The organism is Tepidimonas fonticaldi, assembly GCF_007556755.1.
Classification (GTDB): domain Bacteria; phylum Pseudomonadota; class Gammaproteobacteria; order Burkholderiales; family Burkholderiaceae_C; genus Tepidimonas; species Tepidimonas fonticaldi.
In genome coordinates this window covers 152,707-171,095 of the sequence record NZ_VJOO01000004.1, presented here as the reverse complement: position 1 = coordinate 171,095, position 18,389 = coordinate 152,707, and the positions used below count along the sequence as shown (strand labels likewise).

At 69.9% G+C, this 18,389-nt stretch carries 17 protein-coding genes; 8 read left to right on the top strand and 9 right to left on the bottom strand.

The annotated features are described in order from the left end of the window. A partial coding sequence (locus Tfont_RS03945) for a 3-(methylthio)propionyl-CoA ligase (protein ID WP_143968462.1) occupies positions 1–1,548 on the bottom strand: 1,548 nt, incomplete at its 3' end. A 186-nt stretch (positions 1,549–1,734) separates the two neighbouring features. Here Tfont_RS03945 and Tfont_RS03940 point away from each other — a divergent pair. The 6 genes from Tfont_RS03940 (at position 1,735) to Tfont_RS03915 (ending at position 6,155) form a co-directional block, all read left to right on the top strand. Next, positions 1,735–2,418: a Crp/Fnr family transcriptional regulator gene (locus Tfont_RS03940; protein ID WP_143968461.1), complete on the top strand. Its 684-nt coding sequence runs from the start codon at positions 1,735–1,737 to the stop codon at positions 2,416–2,418. 46 nt (positions 2,419–2,464) lie between these two features. Then, positions 2,465–4,030, top strand: coding sequence for a protein adenylyltransferase SelO (locus Tfont_RS03935; protein WP_143968460.1), 1,566 nt, complete (start codon positions 2,465–2,467; stop codon positions 4,028–4,030). 9 nt (positions 4,031–4,039) lie between these two features. Beyond that, positions 4,040–4,459: a peptide-methionine (R)-S-oxide reductase MsrB gene (gene msrB, locus Tfont_RS03930; RefSeq protein ID WP_143968459.1), complete on the top strand. Its 420-nt coding sequence runs from the start codon at positions 4,040–4,042 to the stop codon at positions 4,457–4,459. A gap of 40 nt (positions 4,460–4,499) precedes the next feature. Beyond that, on the top strand, positions 4,500–5,033 hold the full coding sequence (locus Tfont_RS03925) for a septation protein A (protein WP_068606417.1): 534 nt from the start codon (positions 4,500–4,502) through the stop codon (positions 5,031–5,033). Further along, positions 5,030–5,311 (top strand): BolA family protein, encoded by a 282-nt coding sequence (locus Tfont_RS03920; RefSeq protein ID WP_068606420.1) that lies wholly within the window; start codon positions 5,030–5,032, stop codon positions 5,309–5,311. The genes Tfont_RS03925 and Tfont_RS03920 overlap by 4 nt, the downstream gene beginning before the upstream one ends. 61 nt (positions 5,312–5,372) lie before the next feature. Next, positions 5,373–6,155, top strand: coding sequence for a peptidylprolyl isomerase (locus tag Tfont_RS03915; protein ID WP_143968458.1), 783 nt, complete (start codon positions 5,373–5,375; stop codon positions 6,153–6,155). Positions 6,156–6,180: 25 nt separating this feature from the next. Here Tfont_RS03915 and Tfont_RS03910 read toward each other — a convergent pair whose 3' ends face one another. Beyond that, positions 6,181–7,176 (bottom strand): lysylphosphatidylglycerol synthase transmembrane domain-containing protein, encoded by a 996-nt coding sequence (locus Tfont_RS03910; protein ID WP_185974467.1) that lies wholly within the window; start codon positions 7,174–7,176, stop codon positions 6,181–6,183. A 5-nt stretch (positions 7,177–7,181) separates the two neighbouring features. Continuing rightward, positions 7,182–8,204: a glycosyltransferase family 2 protein gene (locus tag Tfont_RS03905; RefSeq protein WP_143968456.1), complete on the bottom strand. Its 1,023-nt coding sequence runs from the start codon at positions 8,202–8,204 to the stop codon at positions 7,182–7,184. A 217-nt stretch (positions 8,205–8,421) separates the two neighbouring features. On the opposite strand from Tfont_RS03905, the gene Tfont_RS03900 reads away from it, so the two are divergent. Together Tfont_RS03900 and Tfont_RS03895 are read left to right on the top strand one after the other, a co-directional pair. Next, entirely contained in the window at positions 8,422–9,624 is a 1,203-nt protein-coding gene (locus tag Tfont_RS03900; protein ID WP_143968475.1) for a nucleotide sugar dehydrogenase, read from the top strand. Next, entirely contained in the window at positions 9,621–10,646 is a 1,026-nt protein-coding gene (locus Tfont_RS03895; protein ID WP_143968455.1) for an NAD-dependent epimerase/dehydratase family protein, read from the top strand. Before Tfont_RS03900 ends, Tfont_RS03895 begins: the two co-directional genes overlap by 4 nt. Before the next feature lie 88 nt (positions 10,647–10,734). Here the strand turns inward: Tfont_RS03895 and clpB are convergent, their stop codons facing one another. The 6 genes from clpB to Tfont_RS03865 form a co-directional block, all read right to left on the bottom strand. Further along, positions 10,735–13,338: an ATP-dependent chaperone ClpB gene (gene clpB / locus Tfont_RS03890; protein WP_143968454.1), complete on the bottom strand. Its 2,604-nt coding sequence runs from the start codon at positions 13,336–13,338 to the stop codon at positions 10,735–10,737. Positions 13,339–13,452: 114 nt separating this feature from the next. After that, positions 13,453–13,935: a molybdopterin synthase catalytic subunit MoaE gene (moaE, locus tag Tfont_RS03885; protein WP_143968453.1), complete on the bottom strand. Its 483-nt coding sequence runs from the start codon at positions 13,933–13,935 to the stop codon at positions 13,453–13,455. A gap of 4 nt (positions 13,936–13,939) precedes the next feature. Further along, entirely contained in the window at positions 13,940–14,191 is a 252-nt protein-coding gene (locus tag Tfont_RS03880; protein ID WP_143968474.1) for a MoaD/ThiS family protein, read from the bottom strand. A gap of 73 nt (positions 14,192–14,264) precedes the next feature. Further along, the gene (locus Tfont_RS03875) at positions 14,265–15,599 is read right to left on the bottom strand and encodes a molybdopterin molybdotransferase MoeA (RefSeq protein WP_143968452.1); all 1,335 of its coding nucleotides are present in this window, start codon (positions 15,597–15,599) and stop codon (positions 14,265–14,267) included. 11 nt (positions 15,600–15,610) lie between these two features. Further along, complete coding sequence (thrC, locus tag Tfont_RS03870; RefSeq protein ID WP_143968451.1) at positions 15,611–17,041, bottom strand: threonine synthase; 1,431 nt, start codon at positions 17,039–17,041, stop codon at positions 15,611–15,613. Next, positions 17,041–18,372 (bottom strand): homoserine dehydrogenase, encoded by a 1,332-nt coding sequence (locus Tfont_RS03865; RefSeq protein ID WP_143968450.1) that lies wholly within the window; start codon positions 18,370–18,372, stop codon positions 17,041–17,043. Before Tfont_RS03865 ends, thrC begins: the two co-directional genes overlap by 1 nt. Positions 18,373–18,389: the final 17 nt, after the last annotated feature.

Genomic DNA, 18,389 nt, shown 5'->3' with positions numbered 1-18,389 from the left:
ACCGCCCGCGCGCCATCCACGGCTTCTACCCTCCGATCGCGGTCTACCAGGCCATGCTGCAGAAGGCCACCCAAGCCAGCCACTCCCTTCAGTGATTCCACCGTTGCACTTGGTGGTTGACACCGCCGGGTGTTTGACGCCGATGCAGGCCGCCATCAGGATCGCCGGGTGGGCCATGGCGATGTTTTCGACGTCGATCGAGCTGATCCACTCGCCGCCCGACTTGATGACGTCCTTGCTGCGGTCGGTGATCTGCATATACCCGTCGGCGTCGATGGTGGCCACGTCGCCGGTCGGAAACCACCCGTCCACCAGCGGGCTCGGTTTGTCGCTGCGGTAGTAGTCGCGGACCACCCAGGGGCCGCGCACCATCAGTTCGCCCTGGGTCACGCCGTCCCACGGCAATTCGCGCCCGTCCGCATCGACGATCTTCATGTCGATGCCAAAGATCGCCCGCCCCTGCTTGAGGCGGATTTTCATCTGCTCTTCCTCGGGCAGCGCCAGGTGCTTGTTCTTCAGCGTGCACAGCGTGCCCAGCGGGCTCAACTCCGTCATGCCCCAAGCGTGCAGCACCTCCACCCCGTACTGCTCGCGGAAGGCGGTGATCATCGCCGGCGGGCAGGCCGAGCCACCGATGACCGTGCGCTTGAGCGCCGGCAAGCGCAACCCATTCGCCCCCATGTGGGCCAGCAGCATCTGCCAGACGGTCGGCACGCCGGCGGCAAACGTCACCCGCTCGGACTCCAACAGTTCATAGACCGATTTGCCGTCGAGCTGCCCGCCGGGGAACACCAGCTTGCACCCGATGGCCGCCGCCGAATACGGGAGGCCCCAGGCATTGACGTGGAACATCGGCACCACGGGCAACACGGCGTCGCGCGCGCTCAGGCACATCACGTCCGGCAGCGCCGCGGCGTAGGCGTGCAGGATGGTGGACTTGTGGCTGTAGAGCGCCGCCTTCGGGTGCCCGGTGGTGCCGCTCGTGTAGCACATGCTGCTTGCCGTATCGTCGGAAAAGCGCGGCCAGTCGTAGGTGGCCGGATGGGCGCCGATCCAGGACTCGTAGCTCACCAGATTGGGCACCGTGCCGTCGGCCGTCAGCCGCGCCAGGTGCGCGTCGTCGCACAGCGCCACCCAGCGCTGGACGGTCGGACATTTGTCGTGGATGCCCTTGACGATGGGCCAGAACGTCATGTCGAACGCCAGGACGCGGTCCTCGGCGTGGTTGACGATCCAGGCGATCTGCTCGGGCAGCAGGCGCGGGTTGATGGTGTGCAGCACGCGGCCGGAGCCGCTGACGCCAAAGTACATCTCGAAGTGGCGATAGCCGTTCCAGGCCAGGGTGGCCACCCGCTCGCCCAGGCCGATGTCCATCGCGTCCAGCGCACGCGCGAGTTGGCGGGCACGTCCGGCGGCCTCGCCATAGGTGGTGCGGTGGATGTCGCCCTCGACGCGGCGCGAGACGATCTCGACGTCGCCATGGTGGCGCGCGGCGTGTTCGATCAGGTCAGAAATGAGCAAGGGGCGGTCTTGCATCAAGCCCAGCATGGAAGGCTCTCCTCGTGGTAGGGGGTGGTTTGGAGCGGCACCGAAATCGGCACCGGCTCCGTTAAGCTTACGACTATTGCAAGGTCGCCTCGCCCCCGTCATCCTGACAAACCCGCGGAGGGCGCGCGATTTGTCGCCTCTTCGACAGCTTTCGATGCGCAGGCGAACCCTCAACCGCTGCCCGCCATGACCCTCGACGCCCGCAGTCCCGCCCGCGTATTTCTGTCCCAGCAGCCGTGGTTTGCGTCGCTGGACGGCGGCATGCGGCAAACGTTGATCGACGCCATGCTCATGCAGCGGGCTGGCCGGGGCGAGCTGCTGATCCGCCGGGGCACGCCGGTGGATGCCTGGTGGGCGGTGCTGTCGGGCATGGCCAAATTGCAGACCGAGGGCCCCGACGGCCGCGTATCGGCCTTTCTGGGTGTGCTCGCGGGCGACTGGTTTGGCGAGGGCACGGTGCTCAACGGCGGTCTGTGGCGCTACGACGTGGTGGCACTGCGCGACACCACCCTGATCGGGCTGCCGCTGCCCCATTTTCAGACGCTCTACCGCACCAGCCTGCCGTTCAACCACCACCTCATCCAACGCCTGAACCTGCGGCTGGGGCAGGCCATGACCGCCATCGAAGCCGGCCGGCTGCGCTCGCCCGAGGAGCGCGTGGCGCAGTACCTGACCATGTTTTGCGGCTCGGGCGTGCGCAAAATCACCCTGTCGCAAGAGGATCTGGGCCACCTCGCCGGCCTGTCGCGGCAGACCACCAACCGGGTGCTCAAGGCATTCGAGGCGAACGGCTGGATTTCGCTGGAGTTCAGCCGCGTCGACGTGCTGCAGCCCGAAGCGTTGGAGACGCTGCTGAACGACCGCGGCTGAGGCCCCGCTGCGGGCAAGGTTGCCCGCCGGGCGGGACAATCGCGCCATGGATGCCGATGTCCCCGCGCTCACACTGCAGCCGGCGCGCTTTGCCGCCCTGGGGCCAGCCTACTGCCAAGCCGTCGCGCCGCAGCCTTTGCCGGCACCGGCCTGGGTCGGCGTCAGCGCCCCGGCCGCGCGTGCGCTGGGCCTGCCCCAGGGCTGGACCGACGAACGCCATCTGCACGCGCTCAGCGGCAACGGCCTGCTGCCCGGGGCCGTGCCCGTGGCCACGGTCTACAGCGGACACCAGTTTGGCGTCTGGGCCGGCCAACTCGGCGACGGGCGGGCGCTGCTGCTCGGGGATCGGGCGGGGCCCGACGGCGTGTGGGAGGTTCAGCTCAAAGGCAGCGGCCGCACGCCCTACTCGCGCATGGGCGACGGCCGCGCGGTGCTGCGCAGCTCGATCCGGGAGTTTTTGGCGTCGGAGGCCATGCACGCCCTGGGCATCCCGACCACGCGCGCGCTGTGCGTGACCGGCTCGCCCGCCCCGGTGTGGCGGGAGACGGTCGAGACCGCGGCCGTCGTGACCCGCCTCGCACCAAGCTTCGTGCGGTTCGGGCATTTCGAGCACTTCGCCAGTCTGCGGGACGAGGCCGGACTGCGGGCGCTGGCCGACTTCGTCATCGACCACTTTTACCCCGGCTGCCGCCAACCCGAGGGCCCTGCGGACACGGCACCGTGGCACGACCCCACCCTGGACGGCCCGTCCCTGCCCTGGGCGACCGAGGGCTGCGCCAACCCGTATGCCCGACTGCTGGAAGCGGTGGTGCGCCGCACCGCGACACTGCTGGCCGCGTGGCAGGCCGTCGGTTTTTGCCACGGGGTGATGAACACCGACAACATGAGCATCCTGGGACTGACGCTGGACTACGGCCCGTACCAGTTTCTGGATGCGTTTGATTCGCGGCACATCTGCAACCATTCGGATCACGGCGGGCGCTACGCCTACGCACGCCAGCCGCAGGTGGCCTACTGGAATCTGCATTGTCTGGCGCAGGCGCTGGTGCCCCTGCTCGACGACACCGAGCAGGCGCTGGCGGCGCTCACACCTTACCGGGGAACCTTCCTGAACGCACTGCACCGGCGCATGAACGCCAAGCTCGGCCTGGGTGCGCCACAGGAGGGCGACGCCGAGCGGGTGGAGGCGCTGCTGCGCCTGATGGAGGCCGACCGGGTGGACTACCCCATCTTCTGGCGGCGCCTGACCGACGCCGTGGCCGAGGGCGCATTGGCCCACGAGGCCCGGGCAGCCACCGGCGCGCTCGGCCCGGTGCGCGACCTGTTCCTGCAGCGCGATGCCTTCGACGCCTGGGCCGCCGAATGGCGGACCCGCGCCCAGATCGACGGGCGCGACGCCGCCCTGCAGCGCATGCGCCAGGCCAACCCGCGGGTGGTGCTGCGCAACCACCTGGCCCAGCTGGCCATCGAGCGCGCGCAGGCGGGCGACCCGAGCGGGGTCGCCGAACTGCTCGACGCCCTGCTCCACCCCGACGCCGATCCCGCCCACCCCGCGCTGACCGACTTTCCGCCCGAATGGGCCAGCCGGCTGTGCATCAGTTGCTCCTCCTGACCCACGACCATGGCATACCCGCTGGCAAAGACCGACGACGAGTGGCGCGAGGTGCTGCGCGCCAAGATCGACCGCGGCGAGGCCGAGCCGCTGGCCTTCGAGGTGACGCGCCGCGCCGCGACGGAGCGCCCCTTCAGCGGCCGCTACGAGACCTGGTGGCAACCCGGCCGCTACCACTGCATCGCTTGCGGCACCCACCTGTTCGACAGCGACACCAAATTCGACGCCGGCTGCGGCTGGCCCAGCTTCTGGCGGGCACGCCCGGGCGCCATCGTGGAACGGCTGGACCGCAGCCACGACATGGTCCGCACCGAAACGCTGTGCGCCGGCTGCGGCGCCCACCTCGGCCATGTGTTCGACGACGGGCCCCCGCCGACGGGCCTGCGCTTCTGCATGAACTCGGCCGCGCTGCAATGGCAGCCGCTGTGACCCGACGCCGCCCGCCCGTCAGCCGCGATAATCCCTGTCCATGCGTTTGCTGATCGACTTTTTTCCGATCGCGCTCTTCTTCGTCGCCTACAAGTGGCACGGCATCTACGCGGCCACCGCCGTGCTGATGGCCGCCACGGTGGTGCAGATGGGCCTGATCTACGCCATCGACCGCCGCCTGCAAACCGTGCAGAAGGTCACCCTGCTGCTGGTGCTGGTGTTTGGCGCGCTGACCCTGACGCTGCAGGACGAGCGCTTCATCAAATGGAAGCCGACCGTGCTTTACGGTGCAATGGCGCTGGCGTTGGCAGCGGCCCTGTGGGGCTGGAAGAAAAACATCCTGCAGGTGCTGCTGGGCAGCCAGCTCAAGCTGCCGGCGCCGGTGTGGTCGCGCCTTGCGGTGGCCTGGATTGGCTACTGCGCGTTCATGGCGGCACTGAATGCCTGCGTGGCGGCCTATTTTTCCACCGACGCGTGGGTGGACTTCAAGCTCTGGGGCTATGTGTTCCCGGTGCTGTTCCTGGTTGGACAGGGCCTGTACGTCGCCCGCCACCTCAAGGATGACCCCGCATGACCATCCCCCACCCCTGGCCCACCGCCGACGGACTGGAGCAGGCCCTGCGCGCGGCCCTCGCCCCCACGCGCCTGGAGGTCATCGACGAGAGCGCGGCGCATGCCGGCCACGCGGGGGCCAACGGCCAGGGCCATGGCACGCATTTTCGGGTGCGCATCGCGGCCCCGGCCCTGGCCGGGTTGAACCGGGTGGCCGCCCACCGGCTTGTGTATGATGCACTGCAGCCCGCATTCGCGGCCGGGCTGCACGCGCTGGCCATCGAGGTGCTGCGCGATTGATGGTCATCGCCGCGACGCCGGTTTTTTCTTTCCGACCTTCCCTCTCTCGGACACTCCTCCCATGAACAACGTGTTGTCGCGCGTGGCCGTCGCCACGTGCCTGGCGGCCGGGCTGGCCATGCCGGCCCTGGCCCAGAATGTCGCCATCGTCAACGGCAAGCCCGTGCCCATGGCGCGGCTCAAGGCGCTCGAACAGCAAATGGCCCGCTCGGGCCGCCCGGTGGACGATGCCGTGCGCCAGCAGTTGCGCGAAGAAGCCATCCTGCGCGAAATCTTCGTGCAAGAGGCCGACAAGCGCGGCCTGCGCAGCTCGCCCGAGGTCAAGGCCCAGCTCGAACTGGCCACGCAGACCATTCTGATTCGCGAACTGTTCGCCGACCATCAGCGTCGCCACCCCGTGACGGACGCCGACCTGAAGGCCGAATACGACCGCCTCAACGCCACCAGCGGACAGGAATACCGGGCGCGACACATCCTGGTCGCCAGCGAGGACGAGGCCAAAGCCATCATCGCGGAGCTGGCCAAGGGCGCGCGCTTCGAGGAGCTGGCCAAGCAACGCTCCAAGGATCCGGGCTCCGGCGCCAACGGCGGGGATCTCGATTGGGCCACGCCGGACGTGTTCGTGCCGGAGTTCTCGCAAGCCATGGTCAAGCTGGGCAAGGGCGAGACGACCTCGACCCCGGTCAAGACGCCGTTTGGCTGGCACGTGATCCGCGTCGATGACGTGCGCAAGGCGCAACTGCCCCCGCTGGACGACATCAAGCCGCAGCTCCAGCAGCAACTGCAGCAGCAGCGCCTGGCCGAGTTCCAGGAATCGCTGCGCAGCAAGGCCAAGGTGCAATAAGGCCCCTGACCCGCCGCCGCGGGGGTCAATCCCCGCGTTGCGGGGGGGCCTGGTCCACCTGCGGCACCGGCCACAGCGCCAGGGCGGAATGGGCCAAGGGATACAGGCCGTACAGCACCGACACTGCCACGGCAGACGAGGCGTCGTACCCCAACGGGGCCAAGGCAGCAATGGCCGCCGCCTCCCGCGTGCCCCAGCCGCCAAACCCCACGGGCACCGTGGCCAAGACGAAGATGGGGACGGCGGCCACGGCCAGCGCCTCCCAGGGCAGCGGGGCGCCGATGGCTCGCGCGCCACAGTACAGGGCCGTCACCGACGCGGTCTGCACGACCAACGATCCCGCGATCTGACGCGCGCAGTGCTGGCCTGGCTGGTGAGTCGCCAGCCGGTGCCACCACCGCAACGCTGGCCGCTGCAGCAGCGCCCAGCCCGCCAACCACCGGGGCGTCACGCGCAGGGCGGCATACGGCAAAACCGCCATTCCGGCCGCCGCGCCGACGGCCAGCAGGGCCAGCCCCTCTGCCGACCCCACCCCCAGCCGCTGAACGGCCGGCAGCCAGCCCGTCGCGGGCGCCCACCACAACCCCGCGCCCAGAGCCAGGACGCCCAGGATCAGCAGCCCCCACAGACCGCTCACGCGGTCCAGCACCACGGACACGCTCGCCTCCAGCACGGGCATGCCGCGCCGGTGCAGGCCCCAGGCCCGCAGCATGTCGCCGCCCACCACCGCCCCTGGCAGCACGACATTGGCCGCCACTCCCCGGAAATACACCGGCACGATCCACGACAGCGGGGCCGGGTGCCCCAGCCACGCCGCCAGATCGCGCCAACGCCAGGCCGACGCCAGATTGCCCAGCGTGCTGCTCAGCAAGCCCGCCAGCACCCAGCCGGGGTCCGCCCGGGCCAGAATCGACAACACCCGATCGGGCTGCACCCAGGCCAGAATGGCCCCGAGCAGCGCGAGCGCAACCGCCACGCGCCACAGCCGTCGCCCGCGCGGCGCCGGGTTGGCGGGCGTCACGCCGGTCATGCGTGACGGCCGCTGGCGGCCGGCTCGGGCAGATCGCGCGTGTGGTACTGCGGCCGCCCGGAGCCCTCGTGATAGACGCGGATCAGCAACTCCCCGGTCAGGCCCGCGACGATGAGTTGCGCCCCCATGAGGACCGCCATCACCCCCACCATCAACAGCGGCCGCGCGCCGATGTCCTCGCCGCTGAGCTTGACCGCAAACAGATAGAGCAGAATCAGCAGCCCCGGCGTCAACAGCCACAACCCCAGCCCGCCAAACGCGTGCAGCGGCCGCTGCCGGTAGCGCAGGAAGAACACGATCAGCACCAAATCCAAAATGACGCGGAAGGTGCGGTCGATGCCGTATTTGGACTGCCCCCGCGTGCGCGCATGGTGGCGCACCGGCATCTCCTCGATGCGGGCACCCACCTCCCGGGCCAGGGACGGGATGAAACGGTGCAACTCGCCATACAGGTGAATGCGCTCGATGATCTCGCGCCGGTAAGCCTTCAGCGCGCAGCCATAGTCGTGCAGGCGCACATCCGTCGCCCACGAGATCAGCCGGTTGGCCAGCACCGACGGCAGGCGCCGCGACAGCGCCTTGTCCTGGCGCTGGTGGCGCCAGCCCGAGATCATGTCCACGGAGGGATCGGTCTCCAGGCGTTCGATCATCGCCGGAATGTCCAGCGGATCGTTCTGCAGATCGCCATCCAGCGTGACGATATAGCGCCCGCGCGCGCGCTCGAAACCGGCTTGCAGCGCCGTCGACTGGCCATAGTTGCGCGCCAGGGCCACGGGCCGCAGCCATGGGCGGTCGGCAGCCAGTTCGGCGAGGATCTGCTGGCTGCCGTCGCGCGAGCCGTCGTCCACGCAAATCAGCTCGAACGACCAGCGGGTGGCCTCCAGAGCCTCCCCCACCCGGGCCACCAGGTCGTGCAGATTCTCCCGCTCGTGATAGACGGGGATCACCACGGAAATGTCGGGCGCGGCCTCGCCAGGGTGCGGGGACGGGGGGATGCTGGAGCGGCTGTCGATCGGCATGCGGCGCAATCGGGTGAAACGGTGGAATCCACGCGACGGCGCGGTGCCCGGCACGTCGCCCTCTTCGGCGCATTGTAGTCACCGGAGTCTATACTGCACCCCGTTTGGCGCCCATTCGATCCGGCGCGGCCGTCCGTGGTGGGCAGTCGCCGCTGGCGCAGGCCCGCCCCTCTGTTTTTGCTCCATGTCCGCCTCCGCTCTCCCCTCCCCCGCCTCCGTGCGCATCACCGTCGCCGGCGCCGGCTACGTCGGCCTGGCCAACGCGCTGCTGCTGGCGCAGCACCAGCCGGTGACGGTGCTGGACATCGACCCGCGGCGCGTGGCGGCGCTGCAGGCGCGCCGCCCCACCGTCCACGACGCGCTGGCTGAGGAGTGGCTGCGCGAGCGTGCCGACCTGAAGCTCACCGCCACCACCGATGCGGCGCAGGCGCTGGCCAGCGCCGACGTCGTCGTCATCGCCACCCCCACCGACTACGACCCCGTCACCAACGCGTTCGACACCTCCAGCGTCGAGGCGGTGGCGGCGCAGGCGCTGGCCGCCCACCCGGGCAGCACGCTCGTCATCAAGTCCACCGTGCCGGTGGGCTTCGCCGCGCGGCTGCGCCAGCACCACGGCACCGACCGCATCGTCTTCTCGCCCGAATTCCTGCGCGAGGGCCGCGCGCTGGAGGACAACCTCGCCCCCAGCCGCATCGTCGTCGGCGACCGCGGCCCGCGCGGCCAGCTCGTCGCCGACCTGCTGCGCCAGGGCTGCCGCGCGCCCGAGCGCGTGCCGGTGCTGCTGACCGACCCGACCGAGGCCGAGGCGATCAAGCTGTTCGCCAACACGTATCTCGCCATGCGCGTGGCGTTCTTCAACGAGCTGGACACCTACGCCGCCACGCACGGGCTCGACACGCGCCAGATCATCGACGGCGTGTGCCTGGACCCGCGCATCGGCGCCGGCTACAACAATCCCAGCTTCGGCTACGGCGGCTACTGCCTGCCGAAGGACACCAAGCAGCTGCTGGCCAACTACCGCGACGTGCCCCAGAACCTGATCGCCGCCATCGTCTCGGCCAACGCCACGCGCAAGGACTTCATCGCCGACGACGTGCTGCGCCGGCTGCAGACGCTGTCCACCCCTGGCGGGTGCGCCCCGGTGGTCGGCATCTACCGGCTCGTCATGAAGCAGGGCTCGGACAACTTCCGCGCCTCGGCCATCCAGGGCGTCATGAAGCGACTCAAGGCCAAGGGCGTGCCGGTGATCGTCTACGAGCCGGCCTACGACGGCGAGGACTTCTTCCGCTCGCCGGTGCTGAAGGACCTGGCGGCCTTCAAGGCGCAGGCCGACCTGATCCTGGCCAACCGCCACCACCCGGACCTCGACGACGTCGCCGAGCGCGTCTACACGCGCGACCTGTTCGGGGGCGACGCATGAGGGTGTTCATCACCGGCACCGCCGGCTTCATCGGCTTTCACCTGGCGCGGCTGCTGCTGGAAGAAGGCCACGTTGTGCACGGCTTCGACGGCCTGACCGACTACTACGACGTGCGGCTCAAGCACCGTCGCCACGCGCTGCTGCGCGAACACCCCGGATTCACGGCTACCGAGGCGATGCTGGAGGACCTGCCGGCACTGCAGGCCGCCGCCCGCGCCGCGCAGCCCGACGTCATCGTGCACCTGGCCGCGCAGGCTGGCGTGCGCTACAGCCTGGAAAACCCGCGCGCCTACGTGGACGCCAACCTGATTGGCACCTTCCACGTGCTGGAGGCGGCCCGGGAGCTGAAACCCCGCCACCTGCTGATGGCCTCCACCAGCAGCGTCTATGGCGCCAACGACACCCTGCCGTTCGACGAGCAGCAGAAGACCGACTGGCCACTGACCTTGTATGCCGCCACCAAGAAGGCCAACGAGGCCATGAGCCACGCCTGGGCGCACATCCACGGCGTGCCGACGACGATGTTCCGCTTCTTCACCGTCTACGGCCCGTGGGGCCGGCCGGACATGGCCCTCTTCAAGTTCACCCGGGGGATTCTGGAGGGCACGCCGATCGACATCTACAACCACGGCCAGATGTGGCGCGACTTCACTTACGTGGACGACCTCGTGCGCGCGATCCGGCTGCTGATCGACGCGGTGCCGCCGGCTCCGGATGCGCGCACGCCGCCGCACGGCTGGCAGGCGGTGGAGGGCGACACCCTGAGCCCCGCCGCGCCGTGGCGCGTCGTCAACATCGGCAACTCCGACAAGGTGCGCCTCTTGGACTTCGTCGAAGCGATCGAGGCCGAGGTGGGCCGCCCCGCCCAGCGCCGTTATCTTCCGATGCAGACCGGGGATGTGCCGGCCACCTGGGCCGACTGCACGCTGCTCAAGCGCCTGACCGGCTACGCGCCGCGCACGCCGTTTCGCGAGGGCGTGGCGCGGTTCGTGCGGTGGTACCGGGAGTATCACGGCATCTGAGCCCCCTGCAAAAGCCAAAGCCCCCGCCGGCGGACCGGCAGGGGCTTGGGGCAACCCGCACGCGGGGCCAAGCGGCCCCGCGCGGCTTTCAGTGCACCGTGTGCCCGAACAGGAACTGCCCCGGCGCGCGCACCGGATCCACGTCCACCGGGATCTCGCTCTTGGGCGGGAAGCGCCCTTCGAGGATCAGCTTGGACAGCGGGTTCTCGATGCGCTGCTGGATCGCGCGCTTCAGCGGCCGCGCGCCGAACACCGGGTCGTAGCCGACCTTGGCCAGCTCCTCCAGCGCCGCGTCGGTGAACGTCAGCGTCAGGTCGAGCTTGGCCAGCCGCTCCTGCAGCGTGCGCAGCTGGATGCGGGCGATGTTCTTGATGTGCTCGCTGCCGAGCGGATGGAACACCACCGTCTCGTCGATGCGGTTGAGGAATTCGGGGCGGAAGTGCGCCTTGAGCTCCTCCCACACCGCGTCCTTGATGTCCTCCATGTCGTGGCCCCGCTGCGCCAGCTGCTGGATGCGCTGCGAACCGATGTTGGAGGTCATCACGATGACGGTGTTCTTGAAGTCCACCGTGCGGCCCTGGCCGTCGGTCAGCCGCCCGTCGTCCAGCACCTGCAGCAGCACGTTGAACACGTCCGGGTGCGCCTTCTCGACCTCGTCGAGCAGCACGACGCTGTAGGGCTTGCGCCGCACCGCCTCGGTCAGGTAGCCGCCCTCCTCGTAGCCGACATAGCCCGGCGGCGCGCCAATCAGGCGGCTCACCGAGTGCTTCTCCATGAACTCGCTCATGTCGATGCGGATCATGTGCTGCTCGCTGTCGAACAGGAAGGCCGCCAGCGCCTTGCACAGCTCGGTCTTGCCGACCCCCGTCGGACCGAGGAACAGGAAGCTGCCCAGCGGCCGGTTCGGGTCGCTCAGGCCCGCGCGGGCGCGGCGGATGGCATTGGAGACGGCGGCGATCGCCTCGTCCTGGCCGACCACGCGCTCGTGCAGCCGCGCCTCCATCTGCAGCAGCTTGTCGCGCTCGCCCTGCATCAGCTTGCTGACCGGGATGCCGGTGGCGCGCGAGACCACCTCGGCGATCTCCTCCGCGCCGACCTGCGTGCGCAGCAGTTTGAAGCCCTTGGCGCCGTCCTTGCCGGCCTCGCGCGCCTGCGCCTCCTGCAGCCGGCGCTCCAGCTCCGGCAGGCGGCCGTACTGCAGCTCGGCGACCTTGTTGAAGTCGCCCTTGCGCTTGAGCTCCTCGATCTGGAAGCGGATGCGGTCAATCTCCTCCTTGATCTGCGCCGAGCCCTGCACCTGCGCCTTCTCGGCCTTCCAGACCTCCTCCAGATCGGCGCACTCGCGCTCCAGCCGGGCGATCTCCTCCTCGATCAGCTCCAGCCGCTTGCGCGACGCCTCGTCGGTCTCCTTGCGCACCGCCTCGCGCTCGATCTTGAGCTGGATCAGGCGCCGCTCCAGCCGATCCATCGCCTCGGGCTTGGAGTCGATTTCCATCTTGATGCGCGCGGCGGCCTCGTCGATCAGGTCGATCGCCTTGTCCGGCAGGAAGCGGTCGGTGATGTAGCGGTGCGACAGCTCCGCCGCGGCGACGATGGCCGGGTCGGTGATCTCCACGCCGTGGTGCAGCTCATATTTCTCCTGCAGGCCGCGCAGGATGGCGATCGTCGCCTCGACGCTGGGCTCATCGACCAGCACCTTCTGGAAGCGCCGCTCCAGCGCGGCGTCCTTCTCGATGTACTTGCGGTATTCGTCGAGCGTCGTGGCGCCGATGCAGTGCAGCTCGCCGCGCGCCAAGGCGGGCTTGAGCATGTTGCCGGCGTCCATCGCGCCTTCGGCCTTGCCGGCGCCGACCATGGTGTGGATCTCGTCGATGAAGAGGATGATGCGCCCCTCCTCGGCGGCGATCTCCTTCAGCACGGCCTTCAGGCGCTCCTCGAACTCGCCGCGGTACTTGGCCCCGGCCAGGAGGCCGGCCATGTCCAGCGCCAGCACGCGCTTGTTCTTCAGCGTCTCCGGCACCTCGCCGTTGACGATGCGCTGCGCCAGCCCCTCGACGATGGCGGTCTTGCCGACGCCCGGCTCGCCGATCAGCACGGGGTTGTTCTTGCTGCGCCGCTGCAGGATCTGGATGGTGCGACGGATCTCGTCGTCGCGGCCGATCACGGGGTCGAGCTTGCCCTGGCGGGCGCGCTCGGTCAGGTCCAGCGTGTATTTCTTCAGCGCCTCGCGCTGGTTCTCGGCTTCGGGGCTGTTCACGGCTTGTCCTCCTCGCACGGCGTCGATGGCCGCCTCCAGCGCCTTGCGGTTCAGGCCCGCGGCGCGCGCGGCGTCGGCCAGCATGATCTTGCTGTCGGCCAGCGCCAGCAGGAACAGCTCGCTGGCGATGAACTGGTCGCCGCGCTTGCCGGCCTCTTTCTCGGCGGCCTGCAGCAGCGTGACCGTGTCGCGGCCGACCTGCACCTGCTCCTGGCCCTGCACCTGCGGCAGGCGCTGCACGGCGTCGTCGGCGGCCTTCTTCAGCTGCGCGACGTTGACGCCGGCGCGCTGCAGCAGCGCCGGCGGGCCGTCCTGCTGCAGCAGCGCGGCCAGCACGTGCGCCGGCTCGATGTAGGCGTGATCCTTGGCCAGCGCCATCGATTGCGCTTCGGCCAGGGCCTCCTGGAACGAGGTGGTGAGTTTGTCGATCCGCATGGACGGGGCTCCGAAAAGGTTGACTGCCACTCCATGTGGGGCGACTGTGCCGCCCTTTCAAGCCCGCCGTCGTTGACGCGGATCAAACGCCGCGCGCGGGCGCGACCGTGCCCCTCAGGCGTTCTTCGCCTCGATGCCCCAGCGCGCCAGCGCCGCATCGTCGCTGACGCGCGCATCCACCCAGCGCGCGCCCTGCGGCGTGTGCTCCTTCTTCCAGAACGGCGCCTGGGTCTTCAGGTAATCCATCAGGAACTCGCACGCCTGGAACGCCTGGCCGCGGTGCGCGGAGGTCACCGCCACCAGCACGATCGGATCCTGCGGCTGCAGCGCCCCGACGCGGTGGATGACGCGCACGCCGCGGATGTCGAAGCGCCGCGCCGCCTCGTCGATCATCGCGTCGATGGCGCGCTCGGTCATGCCGGGGTAGTGCTCCAGCTCGAGCGTGGCCACCGCGTCGCCGTCGTTGACGTCGCGCACGGTGCCGAGGAAGGCGCACACCGCGCCGACGCCGGCATCACCGGCGCGCAGCGCCGCCACCTCGGCGCCGAGGTCGAACGGCCCGGTCTGGATCGTCACGCTGCGCCGCTCGACGGCCATGGCCTCACCCTCCGGTGACGGGCGGAAAGAACGCCACCTCGGCGCCGTCGCGCAGCGGTGCGGCCTCATCGGCCATGACCTGGTCGACCGACATGCGCAGCGCCCGCCCCCGCGCCAGGGCCTCCGCCCACACCCCGCCGCGGGCGATCAGTTCATCACGCAAGGCGCCCAAGGTCGCCGCGGACGTGTCCACCTCGGCACTGGCAACGCCTATGGCCTCTCGAACGGCGGAAAAGAAACGGAGCTGAACTTTCATGAAACGCACGCTTGCGGTCAGGTGGGGCGCCGCTGCCATCATACCCCAGCGCGCGGGCGACGGCATGCGCCCATCAGTCCAGAAAGCCGGACAGCGGCAGGTAGCGCACGGTGTCACCGTGCGCGATCACGCTGCCAGCGGGGTTGTCCACCAGCCCATCGGCCCAGGCCATCGAGGTCAGCACCGACGAATTCTGGTTCGGGAACAGGTCCAGCCCGCCCACGCAATTGCGCCGCACCCGCAGGAATTCCCGGCGTTTGTCGGCGCGCGGCAGGTCGAAGTGCGCCACCATCGGCAGCGCGGGGGGCAGCGTCGGTGCAACCGTCGCCCCACCCAGGCGCAGCAAAAACGGCCGGGCCAGCAGCACAAAAGTCACAAAGCTGGACACCGGGTTGCCCGGCAACCCCAGCACATGGCAGCGGCCTCGCCCGCCGGCGTGGGCGCGGTCGATCCACCCATGGGCAAACGGCTTGCCCGGCTTCATGGCAATCTGCCACAGGTCCAGCGCGCCCAGGGCCTGCACCACGGGCTTGACATGGTCCTCCTCGCCCACCGACACCCCGCCGGTGGTGAGGATGACGTCGTGGTCGCGGGCGGCTTCGGTCAAGGCGGCTTGCGTCGCGGCCCGATCATCCGGGATGCGGCCCAGCACCGTCACCTCGCACCCCAAGCGCAGCAGCAGCGGCTCCAGAAAATAGCGGTTGGAGTTGTAAATCGCCCCCGGGGGCAGACGGTCGGCCGGCAGCTCGCCCGGCTGGATCAACTCATCCCCGGTGGAGGCCAACGCCACCCGCACGCGGCGATGCACCCGCAGATTCGCGCTGCCGATGGAGGCCGCCAGGCCCACATCGGCGGCCGACAGGCGTGTACCCGCCGCCAGCACCACCGCGCCCGCACGCACATCCTCGCCACGGCGGCGCACCCACTGGCCCTCGGCCGGAACGGTGCCCAACCGCACCCAGCCGTGGGCGGCCTGGGCCTCGGCCGCACTCACATCGGCCGGGGGCTCGGCAGGCGTCGCGTCCTCCTGCATCACCACGGCATCGGCGCCAGCCGGCATGGGCGCGCCGGTAAAGATGCGGGCCACCGTGCCCGGGGCCAGCTCGCAGCCAAAGTGCCCAGCCGGGATGCGCTGCGCCACCGGCAACGCCCGCCCCTCGGCCACGGCCCGGGCGACGTCCTCGCGCCGCACGGCGTAACCGTCCATCTGGCTGTTGTCAAACCCCGGCACATCCAGCGGCGAGGCCAGATCGTGCGCCAGCACGCGGCCGGCCGCCGCGGCGGTGGGGACCGTCTCCACCCCCGCCACAGGTTCGATGCTGGCCAGCAGGCGTTGCAGCGCGTCCTCCAGTCCCATCAGACCCGGACGGGCAGGCGCTGTGGCAGGCGATGCGGGGTTTGCAGCCATCCGCGCGCTCCTCAGTCACGGCCGGCGGCGACGATGCACGCCTTGACGCGCTCGACGTCTGCCGGCAACACCTGCACCCGCTTGGGCAATGCCTCGATGCCGGCAAACCGCGCCGGTCGCTCGGGCTCGCGCCCGATCGCCTCGACGATGGTGGCGGCAAACTTGATGGGCAGCGCCGTCTCCAGCACGATCATCGGCACGCCCGGCTGCAGGTGCTCGCGCGCCACCTTGACGCCGTCGGCGGTGTGCGGGTCGATCAGCATGGCGTGGCGCTGCCAGACGTCGCGGATGGTGGCCAGCCGGTGGGCGTGCGTGCTGCGCCCGCTGGCAAAGCCGAACGCCTCGCGCGCGCGCGGAAAGGCCGGGTGCGCCGACAGGTCGAAGCGCCCGTGCCGCGCCAGCTCCTCGGCGAACAGCCGGCGCGTGGCCTCGGCGTCGCGCCCCAGCAGGTCGAAGACGAAGCGCTCGAAGTTGCTCGCCTTGCTGATGTCCATCGAGGGGCTGGAGGTCTCGTAGGTGTCGGCGCTGCCGCGCACGCGATAGACCCCGGTGCGGAAGAACTCGTCCAGCACGTCGTTCTCGTTGGTGGCCACCACCAGCCGCTCGACCGGCAGCCCCATCATGCGGGCGATGTGCCCGGCGCAGACGTTGCCGAAGTTGCCGCTCGGCACGGTAAAACTCACGCGCTCGTCGTCGCGCTCGGTGGCCTGGATCCAGCCGGCGAAGTAGTACACCACCTGCGCCAGCAGCCGCGCCCAGTTGATCGAGTTGACGGTGCCGATGCGGTGGCGGCGCTTGAACTCCAGGTCGGCGCTGACCGCCTTGACGATGTCCTGGCAGTCGTCGAAGACGCCCTCGATGGCGAGGTTGTGGATGTTGGGATCCTGCAGGCTGTACATCTGCGCCTGCTGGAACGGGCTCATGCGCCCGTGGGGGCTCAGCATGAAGACGCGGATGCCGCGCTTGCCGCGCATCGCGTACTCGGCGGCGCTGCCGGTGTCGCCGCTGGTGGCGCCCAGGATGTTGAGCGTCTCGCCGCGGCGCGCCAGCTCATACTCGAACAGCTGGCCGAGCAGCTGCATCGCCATGTCCTTGAACGCCAGCGTCGGGCCGTTGGACAGCGCCTCCAGCCACAGGCCGTTTTCCAGGTGGCGCAGCGGCACGATCTCGCCGGTGCCGAACACCTCGGCGGTGTAAGTGCGCCGCAGCAGCGCGCGCAGGTCGTCGGCCGGGATGTCGTCGATATAGAGCGAGAGGATCTCGAACGCCAGCTCGGCGTAGCCCTGCTCGTGGTAGGTGCGGCGCAGGCGCGCCAGATCCGCTGCCTCGAGACGGGGATAGCGCTCGGGCAAATACAGGCCGCCGTCCGGCGCCAGCCCCTCCAGCAGGATGTCACTGAAGCGGCGGCGCTCGGGATGGCCGCGCGTGGACAGGTAGAGCATCAGGCCAGCTCCTCCTTGCGGATGCGCACGATCGGCGCCAGCACCGTCGGCAGCGCCTGCATCGCCGCCAGCGCGGCGTTCATCGTGCCTTCGGCGGTTTCGTGCGTCAGGATGATCAGGTCGGTCTGCGTGCTGCCCTCGCCGCCGACCTCGTCGGCCTCGCGCTGCAGCACGGCGTCGATGCTGATGCCGGCGCGCGCCAGGATCCCGGTGACGTCGGCCAGCACCCCGGGCTGGTCCGCCACGCGCAGGCGCAGGTAGTAGCCGGTCACCACGCGATCCATCGGCACGACGGCCAGATCGCTCATCGCGTGCGGCTGGAACGCCAGGTGCGGCACGCGGTGCTGCGGGTCGGCGGTGTGCAGCCGCGTCACGTCCACCAGGTCGGCGATCACGGCGCTGGCGGTCGGCTCGCTGCCGGCGCCCTTGCCGTAGTACAGCGTGGTGCCGACCGCATCGCCCTGCACGACGACGGCGTTCATCGCGCCCTCGACGTTGGCGATCAGCCGCCGGGCGGGCACCAGCGTCGGGTGCACGCGCAGCTCCACGCCGCCGTCCACCCGCTTGGTGATGCCCAGCAGCTTGATGCGGTAGCCGAGCTGCTCGGCGTAGCGGATGTCGGCCGCCTGCAGCTTTGTGATGCCCTCGACGTAGGCCTTGTCGAACTGCACCGGGATGCCAAACGCCAGCGCGCTCATCAGCGTGGCCTTGTGCGCGGCGTCGATGCCCTCGATGTCGAAGGTCGGGTCGGCCTCGGCGTAGCCCAGGCGCTGCGCCTCCTTCAGCACGACGTCGAAGTCCAGCCCCTTGTCGCGCATCTCCGACAGGATGAAGTTGGTGGTACCGTTGATGATGCCGGCCACCCACTGGATGCGGTTGGCGGTCAGGCCCTCGCGCAGCGCCTTGATGATCGGGATGCCGCCGGCCACCGCGGCCTCGAACGCCACCATCACGCCCTTGGCCTGCGCGGCGGCGAAGATCTCGCTGCCGTGCACCGCCAGCAGCGCCTTGTTGGCGGTGACGACGTGCTTGCCGGCCTCGATCGCCTCCATCACCAGCTGGCGCGCGATGCCGTAGCCGCCGATCAGCTCGACGACGATGTCGATCGCCGGGTTGGCGATCACCGCGCGCGCATCCGCCACCACCTGCGCCGCGTCGCCGACGACGGCGCGCGCGCGCTCGGTGTCCAGGTCGGCCACCATCGTGATCGCGATGCCGCGGCCGGCGCGGCGGCGGATCTCCTCCTGGTTGCGCTGCAGCACGCGGAAGACGCCGCTGCCGACGGTGCCGATGCCCAGCAGGCCGACTTGGATGGGGGGAAGGTTGCTCATGGTCGCGGTTGCCAAGG

Coding starts and splice junctions, on each gene's coding strand:
- Tfont_RS03940 (WP_143968461.1), top strand. CDS start 1,735: ATGACCCTCGACGCCCGCAGTCCCGCCCGCGTATTTCTGTCCCAGCAG.
- Tfont_RS03935 (WP_143968460.1), top strand. CDS start 2,465: ATGGATGCCGATGTCCCCGCGCTCACACTGCAGCCGGCGCGCTTTGCC.
- msrB (WP_143968459.1), top strand. CDS start 4,040: ATGGCATACCCGCTGGCAAAGACCGACGACGAGTGGCGCGAGGTGCTG.
- Tfont_RS03925 (WP_068606417.1), top strand. CDS start 4,500: ATGCGTTTGCTGATCGACTTTTTTCCGATCGCGCTCTTCTTCGTCGCC.
- Tfont_RS03920 (WP_068606420.1), top strand. CDS start 5,030: ATGACCATCCCCCACCCCTGGCCCACCGCCGACGGACTGGAGCAGGCC.
- Tfont_RS03915 (WP_143968458.1), top strand. CDS start 5,373: ATGAACAACGTGTTGTCGCGCGTGGCCGTCGCCACGTGCCTGGCGGCC.
- Tfont_RS03905 (WP_143968456.1), bottom strand. CDS start 8,204: ATGCCGATCGACAGCCGCTCCAGCATCCCCCCGTCCCCGCACCCTGGC.
- Tfont_RS03895 (WP_143968455.1), top strand. CDS start 9,621: ATGAGGGTGTTCATCACCGGCACCGCCGGCTTCATCGGCTTTCACCTG.
- clpB (WP_143968454.1), bottom strand. CDS start 13,338: ATGCGGATCGACAAACTCACCACCTCGTTCCAGGAGGCCCTGGCCGAA.
- moaE (WP_143968453.1), bottom strand. CDS start 13,935: ATGGCCGTCGAGCGGCGCAGCGTGACGATCCAGACCGGGCCGTTCGAC.
- Tfont_RS03880 (WP_143968474.1), bottom strand. CDS start 14,191: ATGAAAGTTCAGCTCCGTTTCTTTTCCGCCGTTCGAGAGGCCATAGGC.
- Tfont_RS03875 (WP_143968452.1), bottom strand. CDS start 15,599: ATGGCTGCAAACCCCGCATCGCCTGCCACAGCGCCTGCCCGTCCGGGT.
- thrC (WP_143968451.1), bottom strand. CDS start 17,041: ATGCTCTACCTGTCCACGCGCGGCCATCCCGAGCGCCGCCGCTTCAGT.
- Tfont_RS03865 (WP_143968450.1), bottom strand. CDS start 18,372: ATGAGCAACCTTCCCCCCATCCAAGTCGGCCTGCTGGGCATCGGCACC.